The organism is uncultured Idiomarina sp., from assembly GCF_964010655.1.
Classification (GTDB): domain Bacteria; phylum Pseudomonadota; class Gammaproteobacteria; order Enterobacterales; family Alteromonadaceae; genus Idiomarina; species Idiomarina baltica.
Genome location: NZ_CAXGLS010000021.1, coordinates 17,549 through 41,820 on the forward strand (window position 1 = coordinate 17,549; position 24,272 = coordinate 41,820).

Annotated in this window: 22 protein-coding genes; 11 read left to right on the forward strand and 11 right to left on the reverse strand. The window is 48.2% G+C overall.

Features of this window, described 5'->3' with window-relative positions; genetic code table 11:
• The first annotated feature begins 4 nt into the window (after positions 1 to 4).
• Together hemF and aroE are read left to right on the forward strand one after the other, a co-directional pair.
• A complete protein-coding gene (gene hemF / locus ABNS04_RS06890) occupies positions 5 to 934 on the forward strand; it encodes an oxygen-dependent coproporphyrinogen oxidase (RefSeq protein WP_272978782.1) in 930 nt (309 codons plus the stop codon).
• Positions 927 to 1,748, forward strand: a complete 822-nt coding sequence (aroE, locus tag ABNS04_RS06895) for a shikimate dehydrogenase (RefSeq protein WP_272978761.1) — start codon at positions 927 to 929, stop codon at positions 1,746 to 1,748. Before hemF ends, aroE begins: the two co-directional genes overlap by 8 nt.
• On the opposite strand, the gene ABNS04_RS06900 is transcribed toward aroE, so the two are convergent.
• Positions 1,731 to 3,353 (reverse strand): VRR-NUC domain-containing protein, encoded by a 1,623-nt coding sequence (locus tag ABNS04_RS06900; protein WP_272978760.1) that lies wholly within the window; start codon positions 3,351 to 3,353, stop codon positions 1,731 to 1,733. The two genes, aroE and ABNS04_RS06900, sit on opposite strands and share 18 nt — an antisense overlap.
• Positions 3,354 to 3,765: 412 nt before the next feature.
• Between ABNS04_RS06900 and polA the strand changes: the two genes are divergently transcribed.
• Positions 3,766 to 6,540, forward strand: a complete 2,775-nt coding sequence (polA, locus tag ABNS04_RS06905; RefSeq protein WP_272978758.1) for a DNA polymerase I — start codon at positions 3,766 to 3,768, stop codon at positions 6,538 to 6,540.
• A 124-nt stretch (positions 6,541 to 6,664) separates the two neighbouring features.
• Here polA and ABNS04_RS06910 read toward each other — a convergent pair whose 3' ends face one another.
• A complete protein-coding gene (locus tag ABNS04_RS06910) occupies positions 6,665 to 7,588 on the reverse strand; it encodes an EamA family transporter (RefSeq protein WP_006954103.1) in 924 nt (307 codons plus the stop codon).
• The gene (gene yihA, locus ABNS04_RS06915; RefSeq protein WP_040487530.1) at positions 7,578 to 8,225 is read right to left on the reverse strand and encodes a ribosome biogenesis GTP-binding protein YihA/YsxC; all 648 of its coding nucleotides are present in this window, start codon (positions 8,223 to 8,225) and stop codon (positions 7,578 to 7,580) included. The genes ABNS04_RS06910 and yihA overlap by 11 nt, the downstream gene beginning before the upstream one ends.
• A gap of 194 nt (positions 8,226 to 8,419) precedes the next feature.
• Between yihA and ABNS04_RS06920 the strand changes: the two genes are divergently transcribed.
• From ABNS04_RS06920 to cysE, 5 genes are all read left to right on the forward strand, one after another.
• Positions 8,420 to 9,046, forward strand: a complete 627-nt coding sequence (locus tag ABNS04_RS06920) for a c-type cytochrome (protein WP_006954101.1) — start codon at positions 8,420 to 8,422, stop codon at positions 9,044 to 9,046.
• A 494-nt stretch (positions 9,047 to 9,540) separates the two neighbouring features.
• On the forward strand, positions 9,541 to 10,188 hold the full coding sequence (locus ABNS04_RS06925; protein ID WP_348671263.1) for a class I SAM-dependent methyltransferase: 648 nt from the start codon (positions 9,541 to 9,543) through the stop codon (positions 10,186 to 10,188).
• Positions 10,189 to 10,244: 56 nt separating this feature from the next.
• Positions 10,245 to 10,700 (forward strand): Der GTPase-activating protein YihI, encoded by a 456-nt coding sequence (gene yihI, locus ABNS04_RS06930; RefSeq protein ID WP_006954099.1) that lies wholly within the window; start codon positions 10,245 to 10,247, stop codon positions 10,698 to 10,700.
• Complete coding sequence (locus ABNS04_RS06935) at positions 10,700 to 11,155, forward strand: DUF2489 domain-containing protein (RefSeq protein ID WP_006954098.1); 456 nt, start codon at positions 10,700 to 10,702, stop codon at positions 11,153 to 11,155. The genes yihI and ABNS04_RS06935 overlap by 1 nt, the downstream gene beginning before the upstream one ends.
• Before the next feature lie 12 nt (positions 11,156 to 11,167).
• Positions 11,168 to 11,983: a serine O-acetyltransferase gene (gene cysE / locus ABNS04_RS06940; RefSeq protein WP_006954097.1), complete on the forward strand. Its 816-nt coding sequence runs from the start codon at positions 11,168 to 11,170 to the stop codon at positions 11,981 to 11,983.
• Here the strand turns inward: cysE and ABNS04_RS06945 are convergent.
• The 3 genes from ABNS04_RS06945 to ABNS04_RS06955 form a co-directional block, all read right to left on the reverse strand.
• Entirely contained in the window at positions 11,980 to 13,551 is a 1,572-nt protein-coding gene (locus ABNS04_RS06945; RefSeq protein ID WP_272978754.1) for a PAS domain-containing methyl-accepting chemotaxis protein, read from the reverse strand. The genes cysE and ABNS04_RS06945 overlap by 4 nt on opposite strands.
• Positions 13,552 to 13,695: 144 nt before the next feature.
• On the reverse strand, positions 13,696 to 13,902 hold the full coding sequence (locus ABNS04_RS06950) for a cold-shock protein (RefSeq protein ID WP_006954095.1): 207 nt from the start codon (positions 13,900 to 13,902) through the stop codon (positions 13,696 to 13,698).
• A gap of 177 nt (positions 13,903 to 14,079) precedes the next feature.
• Entirely contained in the window at positions 14,080 to 14,625 is a 546-nt protein-coding gene (locus tag ABNS04_RS06955) for a hydrolase (RefSeq protein WP_272978749.1), read from the reverse strand.
• A gap of 182 nt (positions 14,626 to 14,807) precedes the next feature.
• Between ABNS04_RS06955 and purE the strand changes: the two genes are divergently transcribed.
• Both purE and ABNS04_RS06965 read left to right on the forward strand, forming a co-directional pair.
• Entirely contained in the window at positions 14,808 to 15,299 is a 492-nt protein-coding gene (purE, locus tag ABNS04_RS06960) for a 5-(carboxyamino)imidazole ribonucleotide mutase (RefSeq protein ID WP_006954093.1), read from the forward strand.
• Positions 15,296 to 16,387 (forward strand): ATP-grasp domain-containing protein, encoded by a 1,092-nt coding sequence (locus ABNS04_RS06965; protein ID WP_272978746.1) that lies wholly within the window; start codon positions 15,296 to 15,298, stop codon positions 16,385 to 16,387. Before purE ends, ABNS04_RS06965 begins: the two co-directional genes overlap by 4 nt.
• Here ABNS04_RS06965 and ABNS04_RS06970 read toward each other — a convergent pair.
• Genes ABNS04_RS06970 through ABNS04_RS06980 form a run of 3 tightly spaced genes read right to left on the reverse strand, consistent with a single transcriptional unit; the run spans position 16,384 to position 19,908 of the window.
• On the reverse strand, positions 16,384 to 17,034 hold the full coding sequence (locus ABNS04_RS06970; RefSeq protein WP_272978745.1) for an alpha/beta fold hydrolase: 651 nt from the start codon (positions 17,032 to 17,034) through the stop codon (positions 16,384 to 16,386). The two genes, ABNS04_RS06965 and ABNS04_RS06970, sit on opposite strands and share 4 nt — an antisense overlap.
• An 8-nt stretch (positions 17,035 to 17,042) precedes the next feature.
• Complete coding sequence (locus ABNS04_RS06975) at positions 17,043 to 17,861, reverse strand: prephenate dehydratase domain-containing protein (RefSeq protein ID WP_272978744.1); 819 nt, start codon at positions 17,859 to 17,861, stop codon at positions 17,043 to 17,045.
• A gap of 7 nt (positions 17,862 to 17,868) precedes the next feature.
• A complete protein-coding gene (locus ABNS04_RS06980) occupies positions 17,869 to 19,908 on the reverse strand; it encodes a S9 family peptidase (RefSeq protein ID WP_272978743.1) in 2,040 nt (679 codons plus the stop codon).
• A 147-nt stretch (positions 19,909 to 20,055) separates the two neighbouring features.
• On the opposite strand from ABNS04_RS06980, the gene alr reads away from it, so the two are divergent.
• Positions 20,056 to 21,168 carry an alanine racemase gene (alr, locus tag ABNS04_RS06985; RefSeq protein WP_272978741.1) on the forward strand — a complete coding sequence of 371 codons (1,113 nt, stop codon included), beginning with the start codon at positions 20,056 to 20,058 and terminating at the stop codon, positions 21,166 to 21,168.
• Here the strand turns inward: alr and ABNS04_RS06990 are convergent.
• Both ABNS04_RS06990 and ABNS04_RS06995 read right to left on the reverse strand, forming a co-directional pair.
• Positions 21,165 to 22,199 carry a PepSY-associated TM helix domain-containing protein gene (locus tag ABNS04_RS06990; protein WP_272978739.1) on the reverse strand — a complete coding sequence of 345 codons (1,035 nt, stop codon included), beginning with the start codon at positions 22,197 to 22,199 and terminating at the stop codon, positions 21,165 to 21,167. The two genes, alr and ABNS04_RS06990, sit on opposite strands and share 4 nt — an antisense overlap.
• 7 nt (positions 22,200 to 22,206) lie before the next feature.
• On the reverse strand, positions 22,207 to 24,272 hold a 2,066-nt coding region (locus ABNS04_RS06995; protein WP_348671264.1), incomplete at its 5' end, for a TonB-dependent receptor.

Here is a 24,272-nt window from a genome sequence, read left to right on the forward strand (position 1 = left end):
CATGATGGAACAGACTATGTTGCAGCCGGTATTGAATTACCTGCTCAGCTTGCAAGATAGTATTTGCCAACAATTGGAAGCTGTTGATGGTGGTGGACGCTTCCAACAGGATGAGTGGCAGCGGGAACAAGGTGGTGGCGGTCGTTCTCGAGTTATGAAAGAGGGCGCAACTTTTGAACAGGCTGGCGTGGGCTTTTCGCATGTTTACGGTGAACAGTTGCCTAAGAGTGCAACGGCGCACCGGCCCGAACTTGAGGGTCGTGACTTCAATGCCTGCGGCGTGTCTTTGGTCATTCATCCACGTAACCCCCATGTACCGACCGTTCATCTTAACGTCCGGTTCTTTATTGCCGAAAAGGAAGGTGAAGACCCCGTTTGGTGGTTTGGTGGAGGCTTTGACTTAACACCTTATTACCCCTACACCAACGATTGCATTGAGTGGCATAAAAAAGCGAAAGCATCGCTCGATAAAGTAGACCCTGCACTCTATGACAAATACAAAGTGTGGTGTGATGATTATTTCTATTTGAAACATCGAAATGAAGCGCGTGGCATCGGCGGTATTTTCTTTGACGACTTGAACGATCGATCGTTTGACGAGGCATTTGACGTAATCAAAGCGGTTGGCGATGCTTTTTGTGAAGCTTACGTGCCTATCGTAGAACGTCGCAAAGAACACGAATACTCAGAGCATCAACGTCAATTTCAATTGTATCGCCGTGGTCGTTATGTTGAATTTAATCTAGTCTGGGACCGAGGTACCCTGTTTGGCTTACAAACCGGTGGTCGAACCGAGTCAATTCTGATGTCGATGCCCCCGTTAGTGCGGTGGGAGTATGACTGGCAACCGCAGCCTGATTCAGCCGAGGCCGCACTGACGGAATACTATTTGCTACCGCGGGATTGGGCTGCCATGGACTATGTTGATGAGTGATAAGTTAGGCGTTTTCGGTAATCCAATTAAACACAGTCTTTCACCGAGAATACACAGCTTATTTGCTGAGCAAACCGGGCGCAGTGTTGATTACCAGCGTCTATTAGTCAGCCCTCACGGTTTTCCTAAAGCGGTAGCTCGGCAATTTTCGCAAGGCTTAGCTGGCGCCAATGTAACGGTGCCATTTAAGCAGGTGGCGTATCAGCTTGTAACTCAACATATGGGTTCTGCGGCACACAGCGGTGCCGTTAATACGCTTATTAGCGCGCCTCATGGTGGCCTGATCGGTGCCAATACCGATGGCGACGGGTTAGTCGCTGCGCTCAGATCGAAAGGCGTTAGTTTAGCGGGGCGCCGCATTCTCTTGCTTGGGGCCGGCGGTGCGAGTCGCGGTGTCATGCCAGCGCTTAATGCCGAGAAGCCCGATGTGATTTGGGTGTGGAACCGCACAGTGGAGCGTGCCGAGCAACTTGCTTCGCTATTTAATTCGGCGCAGGCGTTACGGCATTGGTCTGATGCGCGTAAACCTGACCTCATTATTAATGCAACCAGTGCAAGTCTGTTTGGCGAGTCGTTGGCGCTCCCCGAGCATGTCATTGATACCGATACTCTTGGTTATGACATGGTTTACAGCCGTGATGCGACGGCTTTTCAAAGTCAGTTCAAGGCATCCGGTGGTGGTGTTTGTTTTGATGGTTTAAGAATGCTCGTGGAACAAGCGGCGGTCAGCTTTAGCCTTTGGTTTTCCTGTGACAAACCAAAAACCGAAGCCATCTATCATCAGTTGCGTAATGAGTTAGCCAAGCTTGACTAATGCGAGGTTGGCATTCACACCGATCTCGTTAAGTGCTCTCAGCCAACGGATTTGATTTGGGCGTAATGTGTCGCCTGGACCTTTAACTTCGATCAGCATGACCTGTTTATCGCGATACAACCATAAGTCGGGAAAGCCGGCGCGATTGTTGTGTACGTCGCGAGCGATACGCTCAAAAATAGCCGCCCATTGCTGACCTTGGAGGCGTAACCACCAATCTGTGAGCGCACTCTTATCAACACCGGGCCAGTAAATAAACGGATTCGCGAGGCCTATTTTTTCATCGATAACCTGAGTAATACGTTGCGTTACGGTGTCGGGGCTGTGCTTGATTTCATCAAGTCGTTTCTTTATTAACGCTTCGCGACGATGATAAAACTCATGACTATTGAGATCTCTGGGGCCTCGCTGAAACGGGTGAACAAAGGCCCCCTCGATATCTTCAAATATGATATCCCAAAAAAGAATGCCAAATAGTGTTTGTGGGATTGTGTTTTCGTGGTGTGCACCCTGCCAACCTTGCTGCTCAAAGTGAGTTAAGGTTTCTGCTTCTATTGAGGTTCCCCTCGATGCAAAGCTTAAATGGTACGTTTCAGGCTCGATTTGCTGTGCATTAGGCTCAGCAAACCAACGTGACAATAATTGCTCAGCAATGGCGTGCTCTGGGTCGTTCCATGGATCCTTTGCCATTTGACTCAGGGTCGAATAAGCCTGCTTATTGTTACCTTGCTTCCTATAAATTCTTGCCATTCGTTCGCGGGCAGGGGGGCGAAATGACTGCTGATAAATCTTTAGAGCATCGTCGAGTGCATCGGCTCGTTCACAGTCCCGCGCGAGCTTATTGCAGAGCCGGCTATAGGCGCCTCGAAACTTCTTCCATCCTTGATGATTTGCTGCGCGTTTATACCAGTCGCGGATAATAGGTATACGCTCAGTTAAGCCTTCTGTATCGGAGTAACGCTGGCGAAACGCGCTCATCGCATGGTAGTTAGCAACATCCTCAGAACTATTGAATAAGCTTTTAGGTCGAATCGTGTAGGTTTCATAACGAACATGACCGAGTGCTGTCTTAATAAACTCGGTGAGATCTTGATGCGCGTTGCCAAAAAATAGTAGCGATAGGCGATCAAAGTTCGCTTGTTGTGTTAACGCATACCATTGCAGTTGAGCTGCGACTGGCCATGGCGTTGGACATGCCCGTAATGCCTCGAGAATGTCGGCTTTCTTAGCCGATGCAGAGAGCGTGCAGCCGTTTTCTCGCGCCAACTGCAGTAGTTCGGCGCGCTTTAACAGCTCAAGTCCTTCAGGACTATCAATCTTATGATATACGTTCAGCCAGCCCTCACGCTCAAGCGCGGTGACTGCTCGATCGAGGTTGATTTCAGAGTAACTTAGGGCATCCCCCCGAAATTGTTGACCGCGGCGACTCGATAACCGGATCCATAGTTTTTGTGCGTCAGTGTTGAGTGACTCATAGCGTGCGAGTGTCAGCCGTGTCTCTTCATCCAACAGCGTATCGTGGTGGTGTCGCACCCAACGCAAGATAGTATTGAAGTTCTGCCAATAGTAATCGGGCTGATCAACATCAGCGGGTTCCCAACGCATTGAATTCTCGATATATAAGTTAGTCGATTATAAAGGTACGCTTAGTTTGGAAGAAAAGAGTATAAAAAAACCGACAGTGTGACTAGACCTTGTCTCATTTTGTGGTAGTCTACTTAGTCTGCTCGATTCGACATGTAGTCTGGCCTCGAAAAATCGGGTAGCAAAAATAAGTTTCCACAGCGAAACAAATAATAAGAAGTAGGGCACATAGGGTAGCCCGCCGTTTAAAAATCCCTTTTTAAATCAAGTAGTTACAACCAATCGAACACACGATAACCATTTGGTTCTATTCGTGGGGCGAGCTATTGTCAACAGATTTATCCACAGCGTATCCACATTGACTGACTAGCCTTGTTTCAGCGCCTATGGCATCCTTAGCCTATTAATTTTTAGATCAGCGAGAATCGCATTCATGGCGCAGACAGTACCTGAAAATCCTTTCATTTTAGTCGATGGCTCCTCGTATTTATTTCGAGCTTTTCATGCTCCGCCACATTTGACCAACTCAGCCGGAGAACCCACGGGTGCAGTTTATGGCGTCGTTAATATGCTGCGCAGCTTGCTTAAGCGTTACAAGCCGTCGCATATGGCGGTGGTATTCGATGCCAAAGGCAAGACGTTTCGCAGCGATATCTATGATGAATATAAAGCTCATCGTCCGCCAATGCCGGACGATTTGCGCACGCAAATTGAACCCTTACATGCCATTGTTAAGGCAATGGGGTTGCCATTATTGTGTGTTGAGGGCGTCGAAGCGGATGATGTGATTGGCACGCTGGCCAAGCAAGCCGGCGATAAGGGTCGATTTACGCTGATAAGCACCGGCGACAAGGATATGGCGCAACTGGTTAATGATCATGTCATGTTGATTAATACCATGACAGATACGTTGCTTGATGAGTCAGGCGTGATCGAGAAATTTGGTGTAAAACCGAACCAAATTATCGACTACTTGGCGTTGATGGGCGATAGCTCAGATAATATTCCGGGTCTTCCCAAGGTTGGTGAGAAAACAGCGCAGGCGATGCTTCAAGGTATTCCAAGCATCGACAAAATCTACGAAGATATTGATGCGGTGACAGAATTGGGCTTTCGCGGCGCTAAATCAATGCCGAAGAAGTTGGAAGAATTCAAAGACCAACTGTTGATGTCGCGTGAGTTGGCGACTATCAAGTGTGATGTTGAGCTCGAATGTGCACCCGATGCGTTAACGATTGAACCGGCTGACACGGATCAGCTACAAACGCTGTATGGCAAAATGGAATTCCGTCGTTGGCTGAATGAGCTGTTAGAAACTGGCGCGGCAACGGATCAAGCCTTAGGCGAAGCGAGTCCTGCCGAAGAGCAAAGCGAACAGTTCAGTGTTAACCGCGACGCGTACAAGACGTTATTTAATGAAGAAGAAGTCTCTGATTATATTGAGCAATTAAAATCAGCTGAGGTCATCGCGTTTGATACCGAGACAACGAGCCTTAACTACATGGAAGCGCAACTCGTCGGCGTTTCGTTTTCAATAGCGGAAGGCGAAGCGGTTTACATACCGGTGGCGCATGATTACGTCGGGGTCGAAAAGCAAGTCGATCGTGACTGGTTGTTAAAAGTCTTAAAACCACTACTTGAAGATTCCAGTATCGCTAAAGTAGGTCAGAATCTTAAGTACGATGCGCACATTCTGCGTCGTTACGGTATTAAACTTCGTGGTATCAAGAATGACACCATGTTGGCGTCGTACGTTTTTAATAGTGTTGGTTCGCGTCACGACATGGACACGCTCAGTCTTCAATACTTGAACCATAAGCCGATTAAGTTCGAAGAGATTGCGGGGAAAGGAGCAAAACAGCTTACCTTTAACCAAATTGAGCTGGCGCAGGCAGCACCTTATGCTGCGGAAGATGCCGATATTACGTTGCGGTTGCATCATATTCTATGGGACAAAGTCCACCAGACAGGTGAGCAGCTCGCCTCTGTGTTAACCGATATTGAGGTGCCTCTGGTCAGTATTCTAACCGACATGGAAGAGTACGGTGTAAAAGTTGATGCTGAAATGCTCGGCAAACAGAGTGAAGAGATCGCTAATAAGCTCGATGAACTCGAGCAAAAGGCCTTTGAAATTGCCGGTGAAGAATTCAACCTCGGCTCACCGAAGCAACTGCAGCAAATTTTGTTTGAAAAGCTTGAACTACCGGTCATCAAAAAAACGCCGAAAGGCGCACCGTCGACCGCCGAGGAAGTCCTGCAGGAGCTTGCGCATGATTATCCACTGCCGGATGTGATTTTGCAGCATCGTAGCTTGGCTAAATTGAAATCGACCTACACCGATAAATTACCGCGTATGATTAACCCAGATACTGGGCGTGTGCATACTTCGTATCAGCAAGCTGTCGCCGCAACGGGTCGATTGTCATCTACTGAACCTAACTTACAGAATATCCCTATTCGTACGCCCGAAGGCCGCCGTGTTCGCCAAGCGTTTGTGGCTGAGGAAGGCTTTACGGTTGTAGCTATCGACTATAGTCAGATAGAGCTCAGAATTATGGCGCATTTATCGCAAGATGCCTCGTTGCTAAGAGCCTTTGCCCACGGGCAGGACATCCACCGTGCGACGGCCAGTGAAGTGTTTGGTTGTAGCTTAGAGGACGTCACTGACGAACAGCGCCGCCGAGCTAAAGCGGTTAACTTTGGTTTGATATACGGTATGTCTGCGTTTGGGTTATCGCGCCAACTTGATATTCCTCGACATGAAGCGCAAGCCTACATGGACAAGTATTTTGAGCGTTTCCCTGGTGTTTTAGAATATATGGAAAATACTCGCGAAACAGCGAAGAAGCAGGGTTATGTATCAACGCTTTTTGGCCGTCGCTTACCGCTTCCAGAAATCAAAGCATCTAATGGTGCTCGTCGCAAAGCAGCCGAGCGCGCAGCGATTAATGCACCGATGCAAGGTACCGCGGCCGATATCATTAAGCGAGCAATGATTAAGGTAGGCGACTGGATCGATGAAAAAGGTTGTCAGTCAGATGTTCGGATGCTGATGCAGGTGCACGATGAATTAGTTTTTGAAATTCGTACAGAACATGCCGAGAGTTATGCCAAAGCCCTTGCTGATGTGATGGGTGAGGCGGCTGACTTGGATGTGCCACTGCTTGCTGAGTATGGCTTTGGCGCAAACTGGGATGAGGCGCATTAATTTTTTTGAGAAATTTTGAACTTTCTTAATTAGGGCGACTCTGAATAAGTGAAGGCGAGAGGTAAGCCTTCAAAAATTTGTTCTCCCTGGATTGTTTTTAGCCCGGCCTTTTAGTCGGGCTTTTTTATTTGTTTTTCTGCGGGATACCTGCAAGTCCGCTACGACCACGGCGGTTAGCAAACCAAACACCGATTAAAATAGCGAGCATGCCTAAACCGTGCTGCAGAAAGAAGGGCTCGCCATCAAGCACTCCCAGCATCATAGCGACAATGGGAATCAAGTAAGTCACCGAGCTGGTGAACACAGTGTTGGTCAGCTGTACCACATAATTGAAAATGATCAATGCACCGGCGGTGCCTACAATTCCTAGTACGAGTACGGCGGTCAGTGAAAGTGGCGCGTCAGATCGTTGTGTATGGGCTAAAAAGTCAGTACCTAAAAATAAGAAGATCGCTGCTGGAATACTGGCCATAAGGAGTGATACGCCCGTAATCGTTAGCGGCTTTAGGTCGGCAATTTTATGTTTAATTAGATTTAAGTTAATGCCGTAGCATACGGTCGCAAGCATGACTAATAACGCATAGCTATTAAACGTAAAGGAGCCATTTGCGGTTGCGGTAATCAACAATACGGTGCCAACCAAACCAATGACGATACCCACCCACTGTGCCCAGCGAGCTGACTGGCTAAACAGCAATACACCAATCACGAGCGTCGATATGGGGGTTAACGCGTTTAATACACCCGTAACACCGCTTTGTAGCTGAGTTTGTGCGATAGCAAACATAAAGGCAGGTATGAAACTGCCTACTAAACCCACGCATGCCAGTTTAAGCCAATGTTTACGCGAAATTTGTCGCAATTTCGGTAGAATTAAAGGTGTTAGAACAATGCCCGCTGAGGCGATACGCAAGGCACCCACCTCAAGTGCAGTAAAGGCAATCAGTCCCTTTTTAATAAGTAAAAATGAACTGCCCCAAATGAGTGCTAAAAGACCCAGCAATAGCCATGCTTTTAGCGGCGGATTTTCTGAGGTGCTATGAGTCATCGCTTTGCACAAAGTTATCGTCTACAGGAGATTCGCCTAAAAACCATTGATCGAGTTTATTCTCGAGTTGATCAATACCGAACTTTTTAAGAGAAGAAAACACCTCAACTTGAACATCACCATTAAAGGCAATCGCTGCTTGGCGCGCTTTTAGTAACGTCGACTTTCGAGCACCTTGTTTGAGTTTATCGGCCTTGGTTAATAGGGCCAATACTGGGATACCGCAATCCACCGCCCAATAAATCAGCTCTTGGTCGGTCTCACGAAACGGATGGCGAATATCCATGAGCACGACCAACCCTTTGAGCGAATCACGCTTTTCTAAGTACTCGGACAGTGAACGTTGCCACTGCTCTTTGACCTCCATGGGAACCTTGGCAAAGCCATAACCTGGTAAATCAATTAAGCGTTGACCGGTTGCGGTTTCAAAGACGTTAATTAATTGCGTTCGCCCAGGTGTCTTACTGGTCCGCGCTAAGTTGCGTTGACGCGTGAGCGTGTTCAACGCACTGGATTTCCCGGCGTTTGACCGGCCGGCGAAAGCGATCTCGATACCACTATCCTCCGGCAACTTGCGTATATTAGGGGCACTGGTAATAAAGGTAGCTGTTTGATAATTGATGCGCTTTTCTGACACGACAGGCTCACTTGCTTGTAAAATGTTCACTAATGCGCCGTATTATGAAGCATCTGTACACTTTCTCCAACGCTGAATTGCATAAACAATGTGCATTAGACGTTTAATCGTGCGTTGTTTTGTGTAAAATGAGCTACCGTTAGATGCGATCGGTTCAGGCACGAGGGTGCCTCACAGAGACAAGAGAAGCAGACATGAAAAAATTCGCGATCATTCTAGGATTGTTTATTAGTTCGACCAGCGTTGCGATGGCGCAACAGGGTGATGTCGAAGCAGGGAAACAAAAGTCTCAGGTATGTGCAGCATGTCACGGACCTAACGGCGTTTCCCCCTCAGATATGTATCCCAACTTAGCAGGTCAACACCCCAAGTACATCTATAAGCAGTTGATGGACTTCAAAACCGCCTCTGAAACAGGCGGTGAACAAGGTCGTAACAATGCTATCATGATGGGCCAAGTTGCTAACTTGTCGGAACAGGACATGAAAGACTTAGCCGCTTATTTTGCAGCACAAGATCCTGCAAAAGGTGATACCCCAGAGGACCTGATCGCTAAAGGCTCAGATCTATTCCGTCGCGGTAACCCAGAGACAAATATTCCATCATGTGCGGGTTGTCACGGACCACGCGGTAACGGTATGGGTCTTGCGGCTTTTCCTGATATTTCAGGCCAGCATCCGGCGTACGTTATTTCTCAACTAGAAAATTTCCGTAGCGGTAAGCGCGCCAATGATCCTAATGGCATGATGCGCGGTGTCGCTGCAAAAATGACCGATGAAGAGATGAAGTTACTCGCTGAGTACTTACATGGTCTGTATTAATAAGTGATTTTAATTCTGAAGGGTGGCTCGAATGCCACCCTTTTTTATTTCATTTGTTATGTTTTTATGCGTTTTTTACGTCTTATAAACAAAAATGTTATAAAAAAATGAATTTTTAGAGCGATAAAATCATTGAACTCATCCGTATAAATACGTAGTCTGTAAAGCGTCCGAGGGAGATACTGTCTTCCCAGACAAAAATAATAAAAAGACTGTTTTAAAACAGCGATAAAAATCGATACACAAAAATAACAATAAATCGATTCTGGATTTCGTTTCGCAAAAACAATAATAATTGAATAGAAATCCAGGGAGTAAAACGTAGTATTGGTTGCTCCTTTCAATAATAACAACAACTAGAAAACTAGGTTACGGAAGACCGAGACAACAACTCGGAAGCAGTGACAACCATTCTCATAGTTGCAGTGCGCTGCCAAATATGAGAAATAAAGGCGATGGAAACATCGCCTTTTTTCTTTTCTAAAGAGCCTATTATGTTGTTATGCCCACTATGTCACGCTTCTAGTTCATTCTATGCACGCGATAAAAGACGAGCCTTTCATCAGTGTAGGCAGTGTAGACTCGTATTTGCTGATCCAGCAACTCATGTTGATCGAGAAGAAGAAAAGCGGTTATATGAAACACATGAGAACGATCCGCTTGACCCTCGTTATCGGGCTTTTTTAAATCAACTGTGGCAGCCACTGCAAAAAGTGTGTAGAGATTCCGGCTACCGAACAGCACTTGATTTTGGTTCCGGTCCAGGCCCAACTTTACATCTAATGATGGAAGAGTCGGGTCTTAATGCACGTCATTACGATCCTATCTATTCACCCGATGAAATACTGTTGAGTCATAGCTATGATGTGGTGACCTGCACCGAGGTTATCGAGCACTTTTTCTACCCACAACGAGAATTTGCACAGTTACGTCGTTTAGTTAAACCGGGCGGTACGCTAGCGACGATGACAAAGCCCTATGTGTCCGCGGAACGGTTTCCCAACTGGCATTACAAAAATGATCTCACCCATGTGTCGTTCTTTAATGACGAGACATATCGGTATATCGCTGAGCAGTTCGGATTTCGAGTCGAGCGAATCACAAATGAAGTAACCTTCTTTCGTTGCATTAAATCCTGCTGATTACAAGCGTGCTATGCGTTACAATAGGCACAACTTTATGAAATAAGGAGTCGGCTATGACTCGTAAGAAGAAAACACGCAAAACCGGTCCTCTGGCGCCGTCGAAAGCGCCCAAAGAAAAGCGCCAAGTTGAAAACCTATCTCGCGGTAAGAAAAAGGGTAAAGGACAGCCTGCGGGCAAACGTCATAGTGAACCTAAGCGGGAGCAACAGTCCGGTCAACACAACGAACTGCAAACGGATCCGCGAAAGGGAAGTAAACGTAAGATCGAATTGGTGCCTGTTGCTTCGGCAACGGCTGAAACGGCGCTATCGCCTCAACAAGAGCTTGAACAATTGCAAAGTGATTTACGATTGCAGGAGTTGGTTGAGCGTTTTGAGCAAGGCGAAGTGCTATCAAATGACGATCAACGTTATCTCGACGAGCAGTCTGAACGCTACGAAAAGCTAGCAAGTCAGCTAGGTCTCGATCTTGACGATGATGACGATGAGTGGGATGACGAGGAGTATTGATGTCTACATTAGCGATCATTTTATACATACTAGGTGTCATTGTTATCGTGGGGTTAGCTGTCTATGCGGTGACCTTGCTGAAGCGTTTACGCTATCAAAACCAGCTTCGCCAACAGGCTGTTAAGAAGCGTGTCGATCGTATTGATGAGAGCATTATCACAATTGCCAAGGGCATGCAGCAAGATCAATGTCCACTGTCGGAGGGATGTTTGCGTATTGTTGTGCTGCTGGATCATCGTCCTGAATCGACGGAGTATGACTACTCGAAAGATTATCCTGCAATGCATGATATGTACGAGCGAATCAAACATATGCCGACGCACGAAAACCGTAAAAAGTTTCCTAAGCAAAAGATTAAGGAACTTGATAAAGAGCGTGAGGGTTATGAGGTTGAGTTGAAAGACGTTATTTTAGCTGACGTCGAGAAATTGTTACGCGAGTTTCCCACTCGGTAAAAGGAAGCGCCGATGTTATTTAAAGGCATTCGAGAAGATATAAAAAGCGTCTATAGTCGCGATCCAGCGGCCCGCAACGCCTTTGAAATACTCTTTAATTATCCTGGATTACACGCGATTTGGCTGCATCGATTCAGCCATCGCTTGTGGATGTTAAAACTCTATTGGTTGGCTCGTTTTATTTCTAATCTTGGGCGCTGGTTTACTGGGGTTGAGATTCATCCAGGCGCCAAAATTGGACGGCGATTCTTTATCGATCACGGTATGGGTGTAGTCATCGGTGAAACGGCGGAGATAGGCGATGACGTGACTTTGTATCATGGCGTGACTCTAGGCGGAACGTCTTGGAACAAAGGTAAACGGCATCCGACGTTAAAAAATGGCGTAGTCATCGGGGCGGGTGCAAAGGTATTAGGTCCGTTAACGGTTGGAACTGAAGCTCGAATCGGTTCAAATGCTGTAGTGGTCCGTGATGTACCTGAAGGTGCCACCATGGTTGGTATTCCTGCGCGCGTTGCTAAGTCAGGTCAAGACAAAGAAACAAACGAGCGAAGAGCGAAGATGGCAAAAGCTTATGGCTTTGATGCTTACGCTATCGCAGCTGATAACCCCGATCCAGTGGCAACAGCCATTGGTCGAATGCTCGATCATGTACACGTATTGGATCAAAAGGTCTCGGATTTGTGTCAAGCAGTCAACCGGTTAGGCGGTGACGTCTGTGGTGAACTGCCTGAAGTCGAGATGGATGACGTGGCGTTTTTGGAAGAAAAACAACGTGCTGCACAACAGCGCGAAGCGCAGCACGAAAGTAAGCACGAAGCAGACTAGTTTTTCAGATTGAAGCGCTCAATAAGCTCGTATAATTCATACGATGTGCGCTTCAAGTCATCACTGGATTTTTGAGTACTTTCTGATGTTTGCTCGGTTTGACGAGCAATTTCGGCAATTTCTGAGAGCTGTTGGTTGATGTGTTCTGCAACGCCTGATTGTTGTTCCACGGCTGAGGCCATTTGCGTAGACATATCTGCAATTTGCTCAATAGAGGATGATATCTGCGACAACGCGTTATCTGCGCGCTTCACTTTATCGACACCTTCTGCCGCCGATTGTTCGCCTTGCTGGGATACCGTGACCGCCTCTTTAGCGCGGCCGCGTAATTGGTTGATAACGTTGTGAATACTATCGGTCGACTCTGAGGTTCGGCGAGCGAGGTTACGAACTTCGTCCGCGACCACGGAGAAGCCTCGCCCATGTTCGCCCGCACGCGCAGCTTCAATCGCCGCATTCAATGCCAACAGATTGGTTTGTTCGGCAATCGATGAAATCAGATCGGCGGCTTCGCCAATTTCAGCGGTCGAGGCATCAAGCGCATCCACGGTTTGTGCTATCTGCTTAACCGCTTCATGCAGTTCGACAATGACGGCACTCGCTTGACGCGCAAGGTTTACACTTTCATCGGTATTCTGCTTCGCGCTATCCGCTTGTTCTGCGTTTTGCTCAACGGTTGCCGCCACCTGTTGAATGGTCGTCGACATCTCGTTCATCGCAGCCGCTGTTTGGTCGGTGGCTTGAGTTTGACGTTGCACGTGCTCGTTCGACGTCTTGGCTTGTTGACTTGTATCATCAGCAACCCGGAGTAAACGCCCAACAGCATCTTTTATTCGTGCTAATGCTGTTCGGTTGCGCGCGCCTTCACTGAGTAACATCAGTGATAACTGAGCTTCTCGACCTTGAGCGTTAAAGTAAGTGCTACCGACTAGCTCATCATGAAACGCCTCGGGTCGGATATCCAACATACGTTGCATGATAGAAGATACGTAGCGCGCATACCACAACCCACTTACTGCCATTGCAGCAAAAGTTGTTGCGCCGGCCTGCCAAGATCCAAACAGCGAAGCCGCGATAGTTGCAGCAATACCCGGTACGATAACCGGTAGCAAGTCGCGTAGTGCGTAAAACGTGCTTGTCGCTAGTGGCACCGGGCGTTTGCCTTGATTTATGCGCTGGTAAATAGTCATTGCGCGTATTTTACGCTCATCGGAGGTTTTTACCCGCACCGACTCAAAGCCAGCGGGTTTTCCGTCATGAATAATGGGTGTTACATACGCGCTTACCCAATAGTGGTCGCCATTTTTACATCGATTTTTAACCAGTCCCATCCATGGCTGGCCTTTCTTAATGGTTCGCCACATATTTTCAAAGACAATAGCGGGCATATCGGGATGACGTAAAATGTTATGCGGCGAACCAATTAATTCTGCTCGGGTATAGCCGCTGACTTCTACAAAATCGTCATTGCAATGGGTGATGACACCCTTGCGATCGGTCGATGAGATGAGGCGATACTCATCCGGAATATGTCGTTCTTTTTGAGTGATGGGTCCGTTATCTTTCATAATATCCCTTTTAACTTGATATACATCAAGGATATACGATTATCGGAAAAATAAAAAAAATCTTTAGGAAGCGTGAAAGGTTTTGGGGCTGGAAATAAAAAACGCCGCTGAAAAGCGGCGTTTAGAATTCTTTTTAAACGTAGATTACATAGGAACTACGTTTTCTGCTTGAGGACCTTTAGGACCTTGAGCAACAGTGAAAGAAACTTGTTGGCCTTCAGCTAAAGTTTTGAAACCGTCAGCTTGGATTGCACTGAAGTGAACGAAAACGTCTGCGCCGTTTTCTTGTTCGATGAAACCAAAGCCTTTAGCTTCGTTGAAAAACTTAACTTTACCAGTAGTAGTAGACATGCTGATCTTCCTCGTAATGCATGTGAATTAAAAATGCTCAGAAATTGGTATTACTTGGACTTACAAAACGAGGTACAGCAAAGAAGGACTTCGTACACAAATCTCAAAACAATAGCCGAATTTCATCAGCGATCATCAGTATATACCCTTGTTTAGGTCTGTCAATTAAACTCGGGCTTATTTTAGCCAGTTTTTGCTGATGTGTCGGAACGTGTCGGTCCCTGACTTTTCTAACCACTCAAAGGCAACCATTTCTGAAGTCACGATTTGCACACCGGCCTCTCGCATACGGGCAACGGCCGTGTCTTTATCATTAGGTCGACGAGAACCGACTGTATCTGTGGGCAAGAACACTTGATAGCCTTGTGCCACAAGGTCCAGCGCCGTTTGCATGACACACACATGGGTTTCCATACCCATGATTACAATTTGCTTTTTGTCGTATTCTTTAACCACATCTTGAAACGTTGATTCACGCCAGGCGCTAAAATGTGTCTTCTCGACAACACGTGCGACTTCGATAATTTCTGCCAATGCAGAGACCGTATAGCCTAATCCCTTAGGATATTGCTCGGTAATTAGTACGGGAACGTCAAGTTGCAAACCGATCTCGCCCAGCCAACGCATTCTAGAAGTCACAATATCGCGTTGGTGAATCGCTGGTGTAATGCGCTCCTGAGCATCGACAACCAAAATAATTGAATCATCACGTTTTAACAGCATACGACTGACCTTAATTCTCAATGTTTGAACTCATACTACCGAAAAGGTGTGTGATGTACATAGTGCTTTGGTCGCAACGGGGTTCGCTAACGGTCAAAAAAACCGCAGAATATTTGCAGTTTTGTCCCCTGATCGCTACAATTTCGGCCTTTTCAGCCCCCTCTCTTTCAAAAAGGTGATACATGGCTACCGTACTGATCTTAATGGGTTCGCAATCTGACTGGCCAACCATGCAGAAAGCTGCCTATATGCTCAAAGACTTGGGCGTAAGCTGGGAAGCAAAAGTGGTTTCAGCACACCGTACGCCTGATTTGCTCAAATCGTCTATGGAGCAAGCAGAAAAGGATGACGTAAAGGTAGTCATCGCAGGTGCGGGTGGTGCCGCTCACCTACCCGGCATGCTTGCCGCACACACGTCGATTCCTGTGCTGGGTGTACCGGTATCGAGCAAACAGCTTAAAGGACTTGATAGTTTGCTTTCTATTGTGCAAATGCCCAAAGGCGTAGCGGTAGGTACTTTGGCGATCGGTGACGCAGGTGCGGCTAATGCCGGCTTACTCGCAGCACAAATTGTCGGCTCATTCGACGCGACCGTGCGTCAGCGTGTGACCGAGTTTCGCAACCAACAGCGCGATAAAGTAATGGCGAATGCAGACTTGGAGTTACCAGAATGAAAGTACTGATTTTAGGTAACGGACAGTTGGGGCAGATGCTGGGTAAAGCGGCTATCCAGCAAGGTCATGAATGTATTTTGTACAGCGACCGCGACCATCAAGTGAAGGCACTGGGTAGCCAGCAAGCACTGGCTTTAACCTTGGAAGAAGCAAAAGAGTGGGCTGACGTTGTCACTTGGGAACATGAACACCTTGCCGATGAACTGATTGATGCGACCGCAGATAAGTGGTTATTAAAAGCCAGTTTGTTCCGTCAATTAACCGACCGTCGCACGCAAAAAGCCCTGTGTGACACGCTAGAGATTCCAACATCTGAATGGCAACCTTTTAATGACGCTGCTGAGCTCGAGAGCATTTTGGCTGACTGTGACCGTGCTGTTGTCATTAAATCAGCCAAGGGCGGCTATGATGGTAAAGGTCAGTGGCGCTGGAAGCCCGGTCAGGCTAAAGATGACATCATCGCCGAGGCGGGACAACGTCCGGGTATCGTCGAGGATATGATCGACTTTAGCGATGAAGTCTCAGTTGTCGCAGCACGCGATCATCATGGTGAACAGCGCGGATATCCATTGACGTTGAATGTCCATCGCAAAGGCATTCTGGCTTATAGCATTGCCGGTGCACAGAGTTTTTCCGAAGCACTGGAGCGTCAAGCACAAGCGTATCACCAAAAACTGACCGATGAACTCGATTATATTGGCGTGTTGGCTATCGAGTTTTTTGTGGTGGGCGAGGGTGACGACCAGCAATTATTGGTCAACGAAATTGCGCCGCGTGTTCATAACTCGGGTCATTGGACGATGAGTGGTTCAAATTGTGACCAGTTTAACCTGCACATGCGCGCAATTACAGGGTTACCCACGCCTGATTTACTGGTTGCTCCCACATTGATGCTAAATGCCATTGGCATTGACGGTTTTCCGGAAGTGTTATGGGAAGCCGGTGCCGCTGATTGTCATTGGTACGGCAAAGACGCGCGCCCCGGTCGTAAAGTGGGCCACGTCAACCTCATGGTCGACAGTGCTGAACGCGCTCATAAGCTCGCCGACCAATGGTGCGACGAGCTACAAGTGCTAAAAGACGCTTAAAGGCGCTCGACTAACCACTTCTGCATATCCTCAACCTGCTCCATGCACAGTGAATGCGGCATGGGGTAGGTTTGATAAGTCACTTCGTAACCCATCTCTTTTAAATGCGCCACAGCCCGTTGACCGAGCGTTTCAGGAACAACGGGGTCTTGCGTACCGTGTTGTACTAAAATCGGCAGTGAACGATTAGCCTCGGCAGGTTTTATGTCACCTTGCGTTGCGAAATAAGTCGAGTGTGCCATCAAACCACCCAAGGGTTTGGGGTAGGTTAACGCGGCCTCATAGCCGACCGCACCGCCTTGTGAAAAGCCAGCAATAATAATGCGTTTGCTATCAATGCCTTGCTCTATTTGCTCATCGATCATTTGATGAATCGCGGCAGCAGAAGCGCGTAATTGGGTCGCATCAATCTCACGATCAATGGTCATCGCTGTGATGTCATACCAAGCGGGCATCACCATACCTTGATTAATGGTGACCGGAAGACGTGGCGCGTGAGGGAATAAGAAACGTACGCGGGCCGGGGCCAAATTTAAGTGTTCAACCATGGGGACGAAGTCGTTTCCCGAGGCGCCCAGTCCGTGCAACCAGATAATGACCGCATCGGCGGGTTCGCTTGGATCGTGTTTGATTACTTCTAACTGCATAAAATCTCCTAATTAAAGGCTGGATACGAACCCAACCAGCGAATTTGATTCAACTCAGCGAGCTTTTTGAGCGCCTTTTGTACCGAAGGGTCCTGTTCATGACCATCAAAATCAATGAAAAAGTGATACTGGCCAAAATCATCCCCGGTAGGACGTGAAACAATCGATGTTAAGTTAATGCCTTGCTCGGCAAATGCTTTCAAACTATCGACGAGTAAGCCCGGGTGGTCATTATCGTCGATCAGCATCACGCTACTTTTCCAACGTCTATCTTGCAGTGCCAGCAAGGGCTCCGCGTGCGCGGATAGTAACACAAAGCGCGTTTGGTTTTTGTGGCTATCGGCGATAGTACGCTGAATGCAATGCAACTGTTCTGGGCAGGGTATATGGCTCGGGACGATGGCGGCCGATGGCTTATCGGCGGCGATTAACTCATTTAACGAAGCGGTGTTGCTTGCGGTATGCACAATCGGTAATGACAGGGTATTTAACGCGTGATGACATTGGCCAGCCGCGACAAACTGCGCCCACACCTGTTCGGGTTTCTCGCTATTGGCGAGCAAATGATACTGAATCGGTAGTCGGTATTCTGCGTGAATATACAATGGATGGTGCGCGAAATAGTCGACAACGGGCGAAACGAAACCATCAATCAGATTTTCGATAGGAACGACCGCAAGTTGCGTGTCATTTACACTGTGCAGGACATCTGCCAACGTGCTTTTAAACACGATGGGCACTGAATCGCCTAACTGCTGCTGAAAGTGCTGCGCGGCACGCTCCGAGAACGTGCCGGCAGGACCGAGTGTCACTAACTGTTCAATCATAAAACCTTTACTTCTTATAGTGTTCGAACCAGGCTAACGCGTGTTCGATCTTGGCAATCATATGTGAAGGACGGTGGGTTACACCGTGAGATGCGCCGGGCACACGTACCATGGCGGTATCGATGTGGCGCAATTTCAGCGCTTGATAGAACTGCTCGGTTTCCGAAATGGGCGTGCGGCGGTCATTTTCTCCAGTAAATAGCAACACAGGCGTCGAGACATTACCTACGAGTGACAATGGCGAACGTTTCCAATAATGGTCTAAATCCTCCCATGGCATCGCCGGAAACTGATTGGTAATTTGCCCAATGGAACTATCTGCCGTGAGTACTTTACTGACCCAGTTAATCACAGGGTTGGTGGCCGCTGCTGCATTAAATCGGTCAGTTAAGCCTACCGCATAAGCTGTGGCAATACCGCCCGCCGAGCCACCGGCTATAAACAAGTTATCGGCATCAACAAAGCCCTTATCAATCATCGCATCAACACCGCTCATGTGATCGGCAAAGTCATACTCTGAGGCGTAGTTGCCATCGAGTAGCATCGCAAAGTCTTTACCGTATGAGGTACTACCACGATAGTTTACATACAGAACGACGTAACCTTCAGCCGCGTAGCGCTGGTGCTCGGCCGCAAAATGAGGACCGTAAGACAGATGCGGACCACCATGAATTTCAACGATCAGCGGATACTCTTTATCCTCGTCAAAGTCGGGGGGTGTGATATACCAACCCTGAATCGGTTGATCATCGTAGCTTGAGTTGTATGTGATTTCGTGTACCTTGCCGAGCTTTTTGTTGCCCAACAAGTCTTCGTTAAGCTGAGTCAACGTTTGTGTTTCATCCCCAGACGCTTGATAACCTACATCAGCGGGACGGTAAGGAGTACCTTGCGTATAAGCGATAGCGCCATTATTCGAGGCACTGAAACTGCCCATCGTATATGGACGACTGACATAGGTACCTGACACATCATCAGCGCGGCGGGTTAATTCATCGTCAAGACTGACGTTGGCGATCACGGTTTTACCGCGGTCTGCAAATTGCACCGCAATCGTGTCTGCGCCATTCCACTGTGGGTTGGCAAACGAGCGATCCAATTCACTTTGCAGCTCGCGCTTTTGTTTCGAGGACCAGTCCATGACCCACAGTTCACCTTTGTGATAAGGAACCGGCTCATCACTACTGTGTAAATAAACCAAACGCTCACCATCGGGTGAAAACTGTGGTGCGTATTCCTGACCCGCCGTCTGAGTGATGCGCGTGAGCTGCTGAGTCTTCACATTAACGGCATAAAGGTCACTGTCATTCACCTCATAGGCCCAGTCTTTGTCGCGGTTAGCGGAAAACACGATCGACTCGCCATCGTGGCTCCAAGTCAGCGGCCCAGAATGGCGGAACGCCCCCGTGGTTAATTGCTGTACACTGCCACCGGTCGCTGGAACAGTAAAAATTTGTGCATGTGCGGGTTTTAGCACACCTTGACCATCGCTTTGATAGTAAGCTTCTTGCACAACAACCGGTTGCCCACCCCAGTCGGCGCCCTCCGGTTTAGTGGGACGTTTTACTTTCTTTTCAAAGGCCGTTTTTTCTGCCGGCACATCCATTAAGAACGCGATCGACTCACCATCAGGTGACCAGGCCAATTGACTTGGCGATTCATGCACATGGGTAATCTCTGCGTGCTTATCTTGGTTGAGCCAATACACATGAACCTGATAACTGTCCTTGCGATTAGATGTTAATGCCAGCCGTTTACTGTCAGGTGACCAAGTTAAGTTGCCGTAGGCGTCGCCCTTATCAAAGAGCGGATAATGTTGATTTGATGCCGTATCAAGGATCCAGACCGAGCGCTCGGTGTTGTCCTTCATATCGTTAAAGCGATTACGAATGTACGCGATATAGCGCCCATCAGGCGAGATGCTTACATCGTTGGCATACTCAAGCTGAAAGATATCGTCGATAGCAAAATAGTCATTGGTTTGCGCGTTAATAGACGGTGACAATGTTGCAAGCCCAATAACCAGGGCGGATGTTTTTAACCACATAATGCGTCCTTAATTTTTATTCTAACGGGTGTTCTGTAAACGCTTCGAAAAATCATCATTGAAACCGCGCTAAAACGCTCGAAGCCAAGCCACGAACATGATTAAATGTTCGCTATCATTTACCTATTTGAGCTTTGGATCGCCTGCATGTCTCAGCCGCATCGACAAACCCGCGCTCGTATCTTACTGACAAATTTACGGGACAATGCCAAACAATTAAAGTCGTATATCGACCAGCAGCCGATGCTAGGCGTTATAAAAGCGGACGGATATGGTCATGGCGCGACAGAAGTGGCGCATGCAATCGCGGATTATGTAGAGAAATACGCCGTTGCATTTATTGATGAAGCGATCGCGTTACGCGACTCAGGTATCGACAAACCCATCGTCATTTTGCAGGGGGTATACAGCACTGAAGACTGGTTGATATGCGCTGAGCAGCACTTTGAACCCGTGATACACAACGCGCAGCAAATTGAGTTTCTGAGCGAAATTACTTCGGAAACCAATCGGGTTAATGTTTGGCTGAAGCAAGACTCAGGTATGCACCGATTAGGCTTTTTTGCCGATGACGTCGAAGGGGCGGTAGGGCAGCTTCGTGCGCATGCGCTGATCAACCAAATTGTGCTGATGACTCACTTTGCTGAGGCGGATAATCCTGAGAGCCCACTGACCGCGATACAGTTAGAACGCTTTTATGCGGTACTCCATGCGGTGCGCGATAAAATAGATGGCGTTAGCGTGGCAAACAGTGCCTTTATGTTGGGTGACGATGTACTGGACGCGATGGGCCTGACTAAATGGTTTCGGGCTGGGATTGCGCTTTATGGGCAAAACCCTTCTCAGGCTAAATTAAGCGATGCTGAACTACTCAAACCAACCATGGTGCTTGAAGCGCCCGTGATCGCGTTACGCACAATTCAGCCAGGTGAAACCGTAGGTTATGGGAGTCGCTGGCGAGCACAACGAGAGAGCCGTATCGCGACGGTGGCAATAGGTTACGCCGATGGCTACCCGCGTAGCTTACCCGATGGCACACCGATGATTATTAATGATCAAGTAGGCTGTTTAGTCGGTCGTATTTCGATGGATATGATTACGGTCGATGTGACCGATATTGAGGGTATTGAGCTCGGCGATAACGTTGAGCTCTGGGGTGAGCGTCTACCGATACAAGTGATTGCCGATCAAGCACGGACAATCACTTACGAGCTATTTGCTCAAGTGACACGTCGCGTGCCACGCGTTTATGAAGACTAACGTTTGTTGCGACGTTTTAGGTAAAACCAAACGCCGGTGACAGGTAGCAGCAATAGCGCAAGACCACCGGCTAAAATAATCAAGGTCATGGTGGTGCCGCCAATCGCCGCGACATGCAGCGGATAGATCATATGGGACACTTGCTCACCTAAGGGGCGTGTCCGCACATCCGTAATGCTGGAAAGTGTCCCTGTTTCATCAAACGCAATGTAATTACGACCATTCGGATGCCATTCATCAGGCCATTTTAAGCGCATGCGCCCTGAGCCTAAATAAATTAAACGTATATCAGCATCGGGTAAGACCGTATGAGCGATTGCAAATCGTTCCTGCCAGTGTGTGGCGGAGCGTTTGGGCAACGAATGGTGTATCTGCGAAGGGGTCATTGGCAACACGGCGGCTAAGCCGTTCTTAACAGTGCCTGCGTACATAATCGCGCTACCAGTAAGCATCAGTAATGCCACCGGGATAAAGACGATAGCACCGGTGCTGCGGTGCAATTGCCATAAGGTTTGCATGCCTTTAGCCGAGAACGGGTTATAAAAGCGTACGGCGAGGTTTTTCCAACGCCATTGTCGCTTAGGCCACCAGCGCACTAAGCCGGTGGTAATCAATACCAAGGCAAATAGCGACAATACACCGAGGATGTCCTTACCGAACTCATCAAGCGCAAGATGATGGTGCAGTTCGACAAACCAGCTCACCGTGTCAGCGTAGGGCGCTCGAGTAAGCAGTTGCTCACCTTGAGGGCCAAAATAATGATGGTTACCGTCACCATCAACCAGCTCAAACCAGGGACGGTCGTCAGTAGGAAGATACGCGTACCCTGCCGTATAGCGATCGGCAATAGTTGCTGATGTCGCTTGCGACACGGGATTGTCGAGTCGCAGACTGGGGTATTGCCACATCAGCCACTGATTTTTGAATAACAGCATTGAGCCCGTCACTGCCACGAGCAGTACCCAGCCACTCAGCACAAGGCCAAGCCAGCGATGCCACTGTGTCAGTGACGGTAGCTTAATGCGCTTCACGTATGACTTACCAAGCGTAGTTCCAGTTTAAGCTGATAGTACGTCCGCGACCGGTAAAGTTACGGTTATCACCACCGACCGTTTGTGCATAGTAGGTGAAGTAGTACTCATCGAATAAGTTCTCGATACCGAGTGCAAATTGACCATAGTCGCGAGTTTCAAGCAAGACCGATGCATCGACGGTGTTATAGCCATCAAAGTTATTAACGGCTTCTGCACCTGAGTAGATGTCGCGGTCAAAGAACTTGTTCCATTGTACCCGGCTCGAAACTTGTCCAGTCCATTGTTGTGACCAGTACAGGTTCGCGCGTTTCGGGGCGATATTACGACCACCAAGCTGCGTATCGACTTGGTTATCGCCATCACTGTCAAACTCTCCGTCAGTATCAGCGTAGTTCAAACCAAATGCCGTATCGTTCGAGAACGCATATTCTGCGCTAGCCTCGATACCGTCGATTTCAGTGCGTTCACGTTTAACCGAGTAAATGCCATCAGCATCCGCTTGCAAACGAGCGCCTAAATCCGATTCAGAACGGTAATAGCTGATTGAAGCGCGCCATGCGTTGTTGTTGAACTCGACGCCGATTTCCTCGTTATCAGCAAGTACTGGCTGTAAGTCTAAGAAGCTACTGACACTCAAATCAGGTGTTGAGATACCGCGCAAAACACGCCCTACGTCTGGCATGCTAAAGCCTTCTGAGTAACTCGCGAATACACGCCAGTTATCGTTCAACGCATAAACTGCGCCTAAGTTGGTGAGCAATTCATTGAAGCTCGGCTCCCCGCCTTCGACAAACACACTGCCGTAAGAGGCGAGGGTGGTGAAGCTATCTGCTTTGAGCTTGCCGTATTCGTAACGTAAACCACCACTCAGCGTGAGTCCGTTGGCTTGATAGCTCAACTGTGCGTATGGCGCCCAGTTTTCAAATTCAGTCTCCGGTACCCACTTACGACCGGTTTGTGCGAGCTCTTGGAACGTCTTATCGTTCATGAAGTCGACACCTGCTGTTACATCAACAGGTAGGTCAGCAACTTTTGCCCAGTTCATGGTAATGCGAGAACCATACTTACGCGAGTCATTGCGAGACTGGTCAAAGATATCATCGCCGTACTGCGGATCTTGGAAGGTGGCATAGTTGCCGCCACCATAAAGCGCGGAGAAGTCTTGTAAGAATAGCTGCCAGTTGAGGTCAGCACCTAAAATGTCGGTGTTTTTATACGTCAAACTACTGGTGGTGACTTCGTTTTCTGGTGCATCGCCTGGATATTCACCTTCGACCGACAGGGCAGGAACGCCCAGTTCGCGGTTACCTACAGTAGCAAAGTAATCACCATTACCCGCCATATCAAAGTGATTGACCATTAACGCCAGTGACTGGGTGCTATCAATGCGGTATTCGCCTTTGAAAAACACGTCATAGCTCTTCGAATCCATGGTGTCGCCTTGGGTGGTATCGACACCAATTAACTGGCCCTTACCATCAACGTACATACCGGTATCGCGGTATTGTGCGCCGGCAACAAACTTCCAATCGCCTTCGGCGTGACGCACTAAATAGCCCGCTTCGTAGCTGAGCCCTTCTGAGATTTCGCTATCGGGTGCCGTGAAACCGGCGTTTACTTCTTGCGTGGTGCCTTCTTGTGCCTGCTTAGTCACGATATTAATAATACCGCCGCTTGCGCCTAAACCTTGAATAGCGCTGGCGCCATGGATGACTTCTACACGTTCAATCATGAACGGGTCAATGGTATACGCCGCGCGTGAACCATCCCGTAATGGATTGGACTGAGGCACGCCATCAATTAAGTAAAGTGGTTGGCGGCCGCGTAATGTCTCGCCCGATGAGGTTAACTTTTGACGCGAGGGAGAAAATGCAGGAATCAACTTGCCGAGGACATCAGAAAGCGACTCTGCAACCATCATTTGCTGGCGCAACTGCTCTCCATCAATGACGGTCACCGTAGCCGGAATCGCGCTTTGAGGGATTTTAGTCCGTGTTGCAGTAATTTCGATGGTCTCATCGACACCTGTACGGTTAACTTCGTCTTGGGCCAACGCCTGACCCGATACAA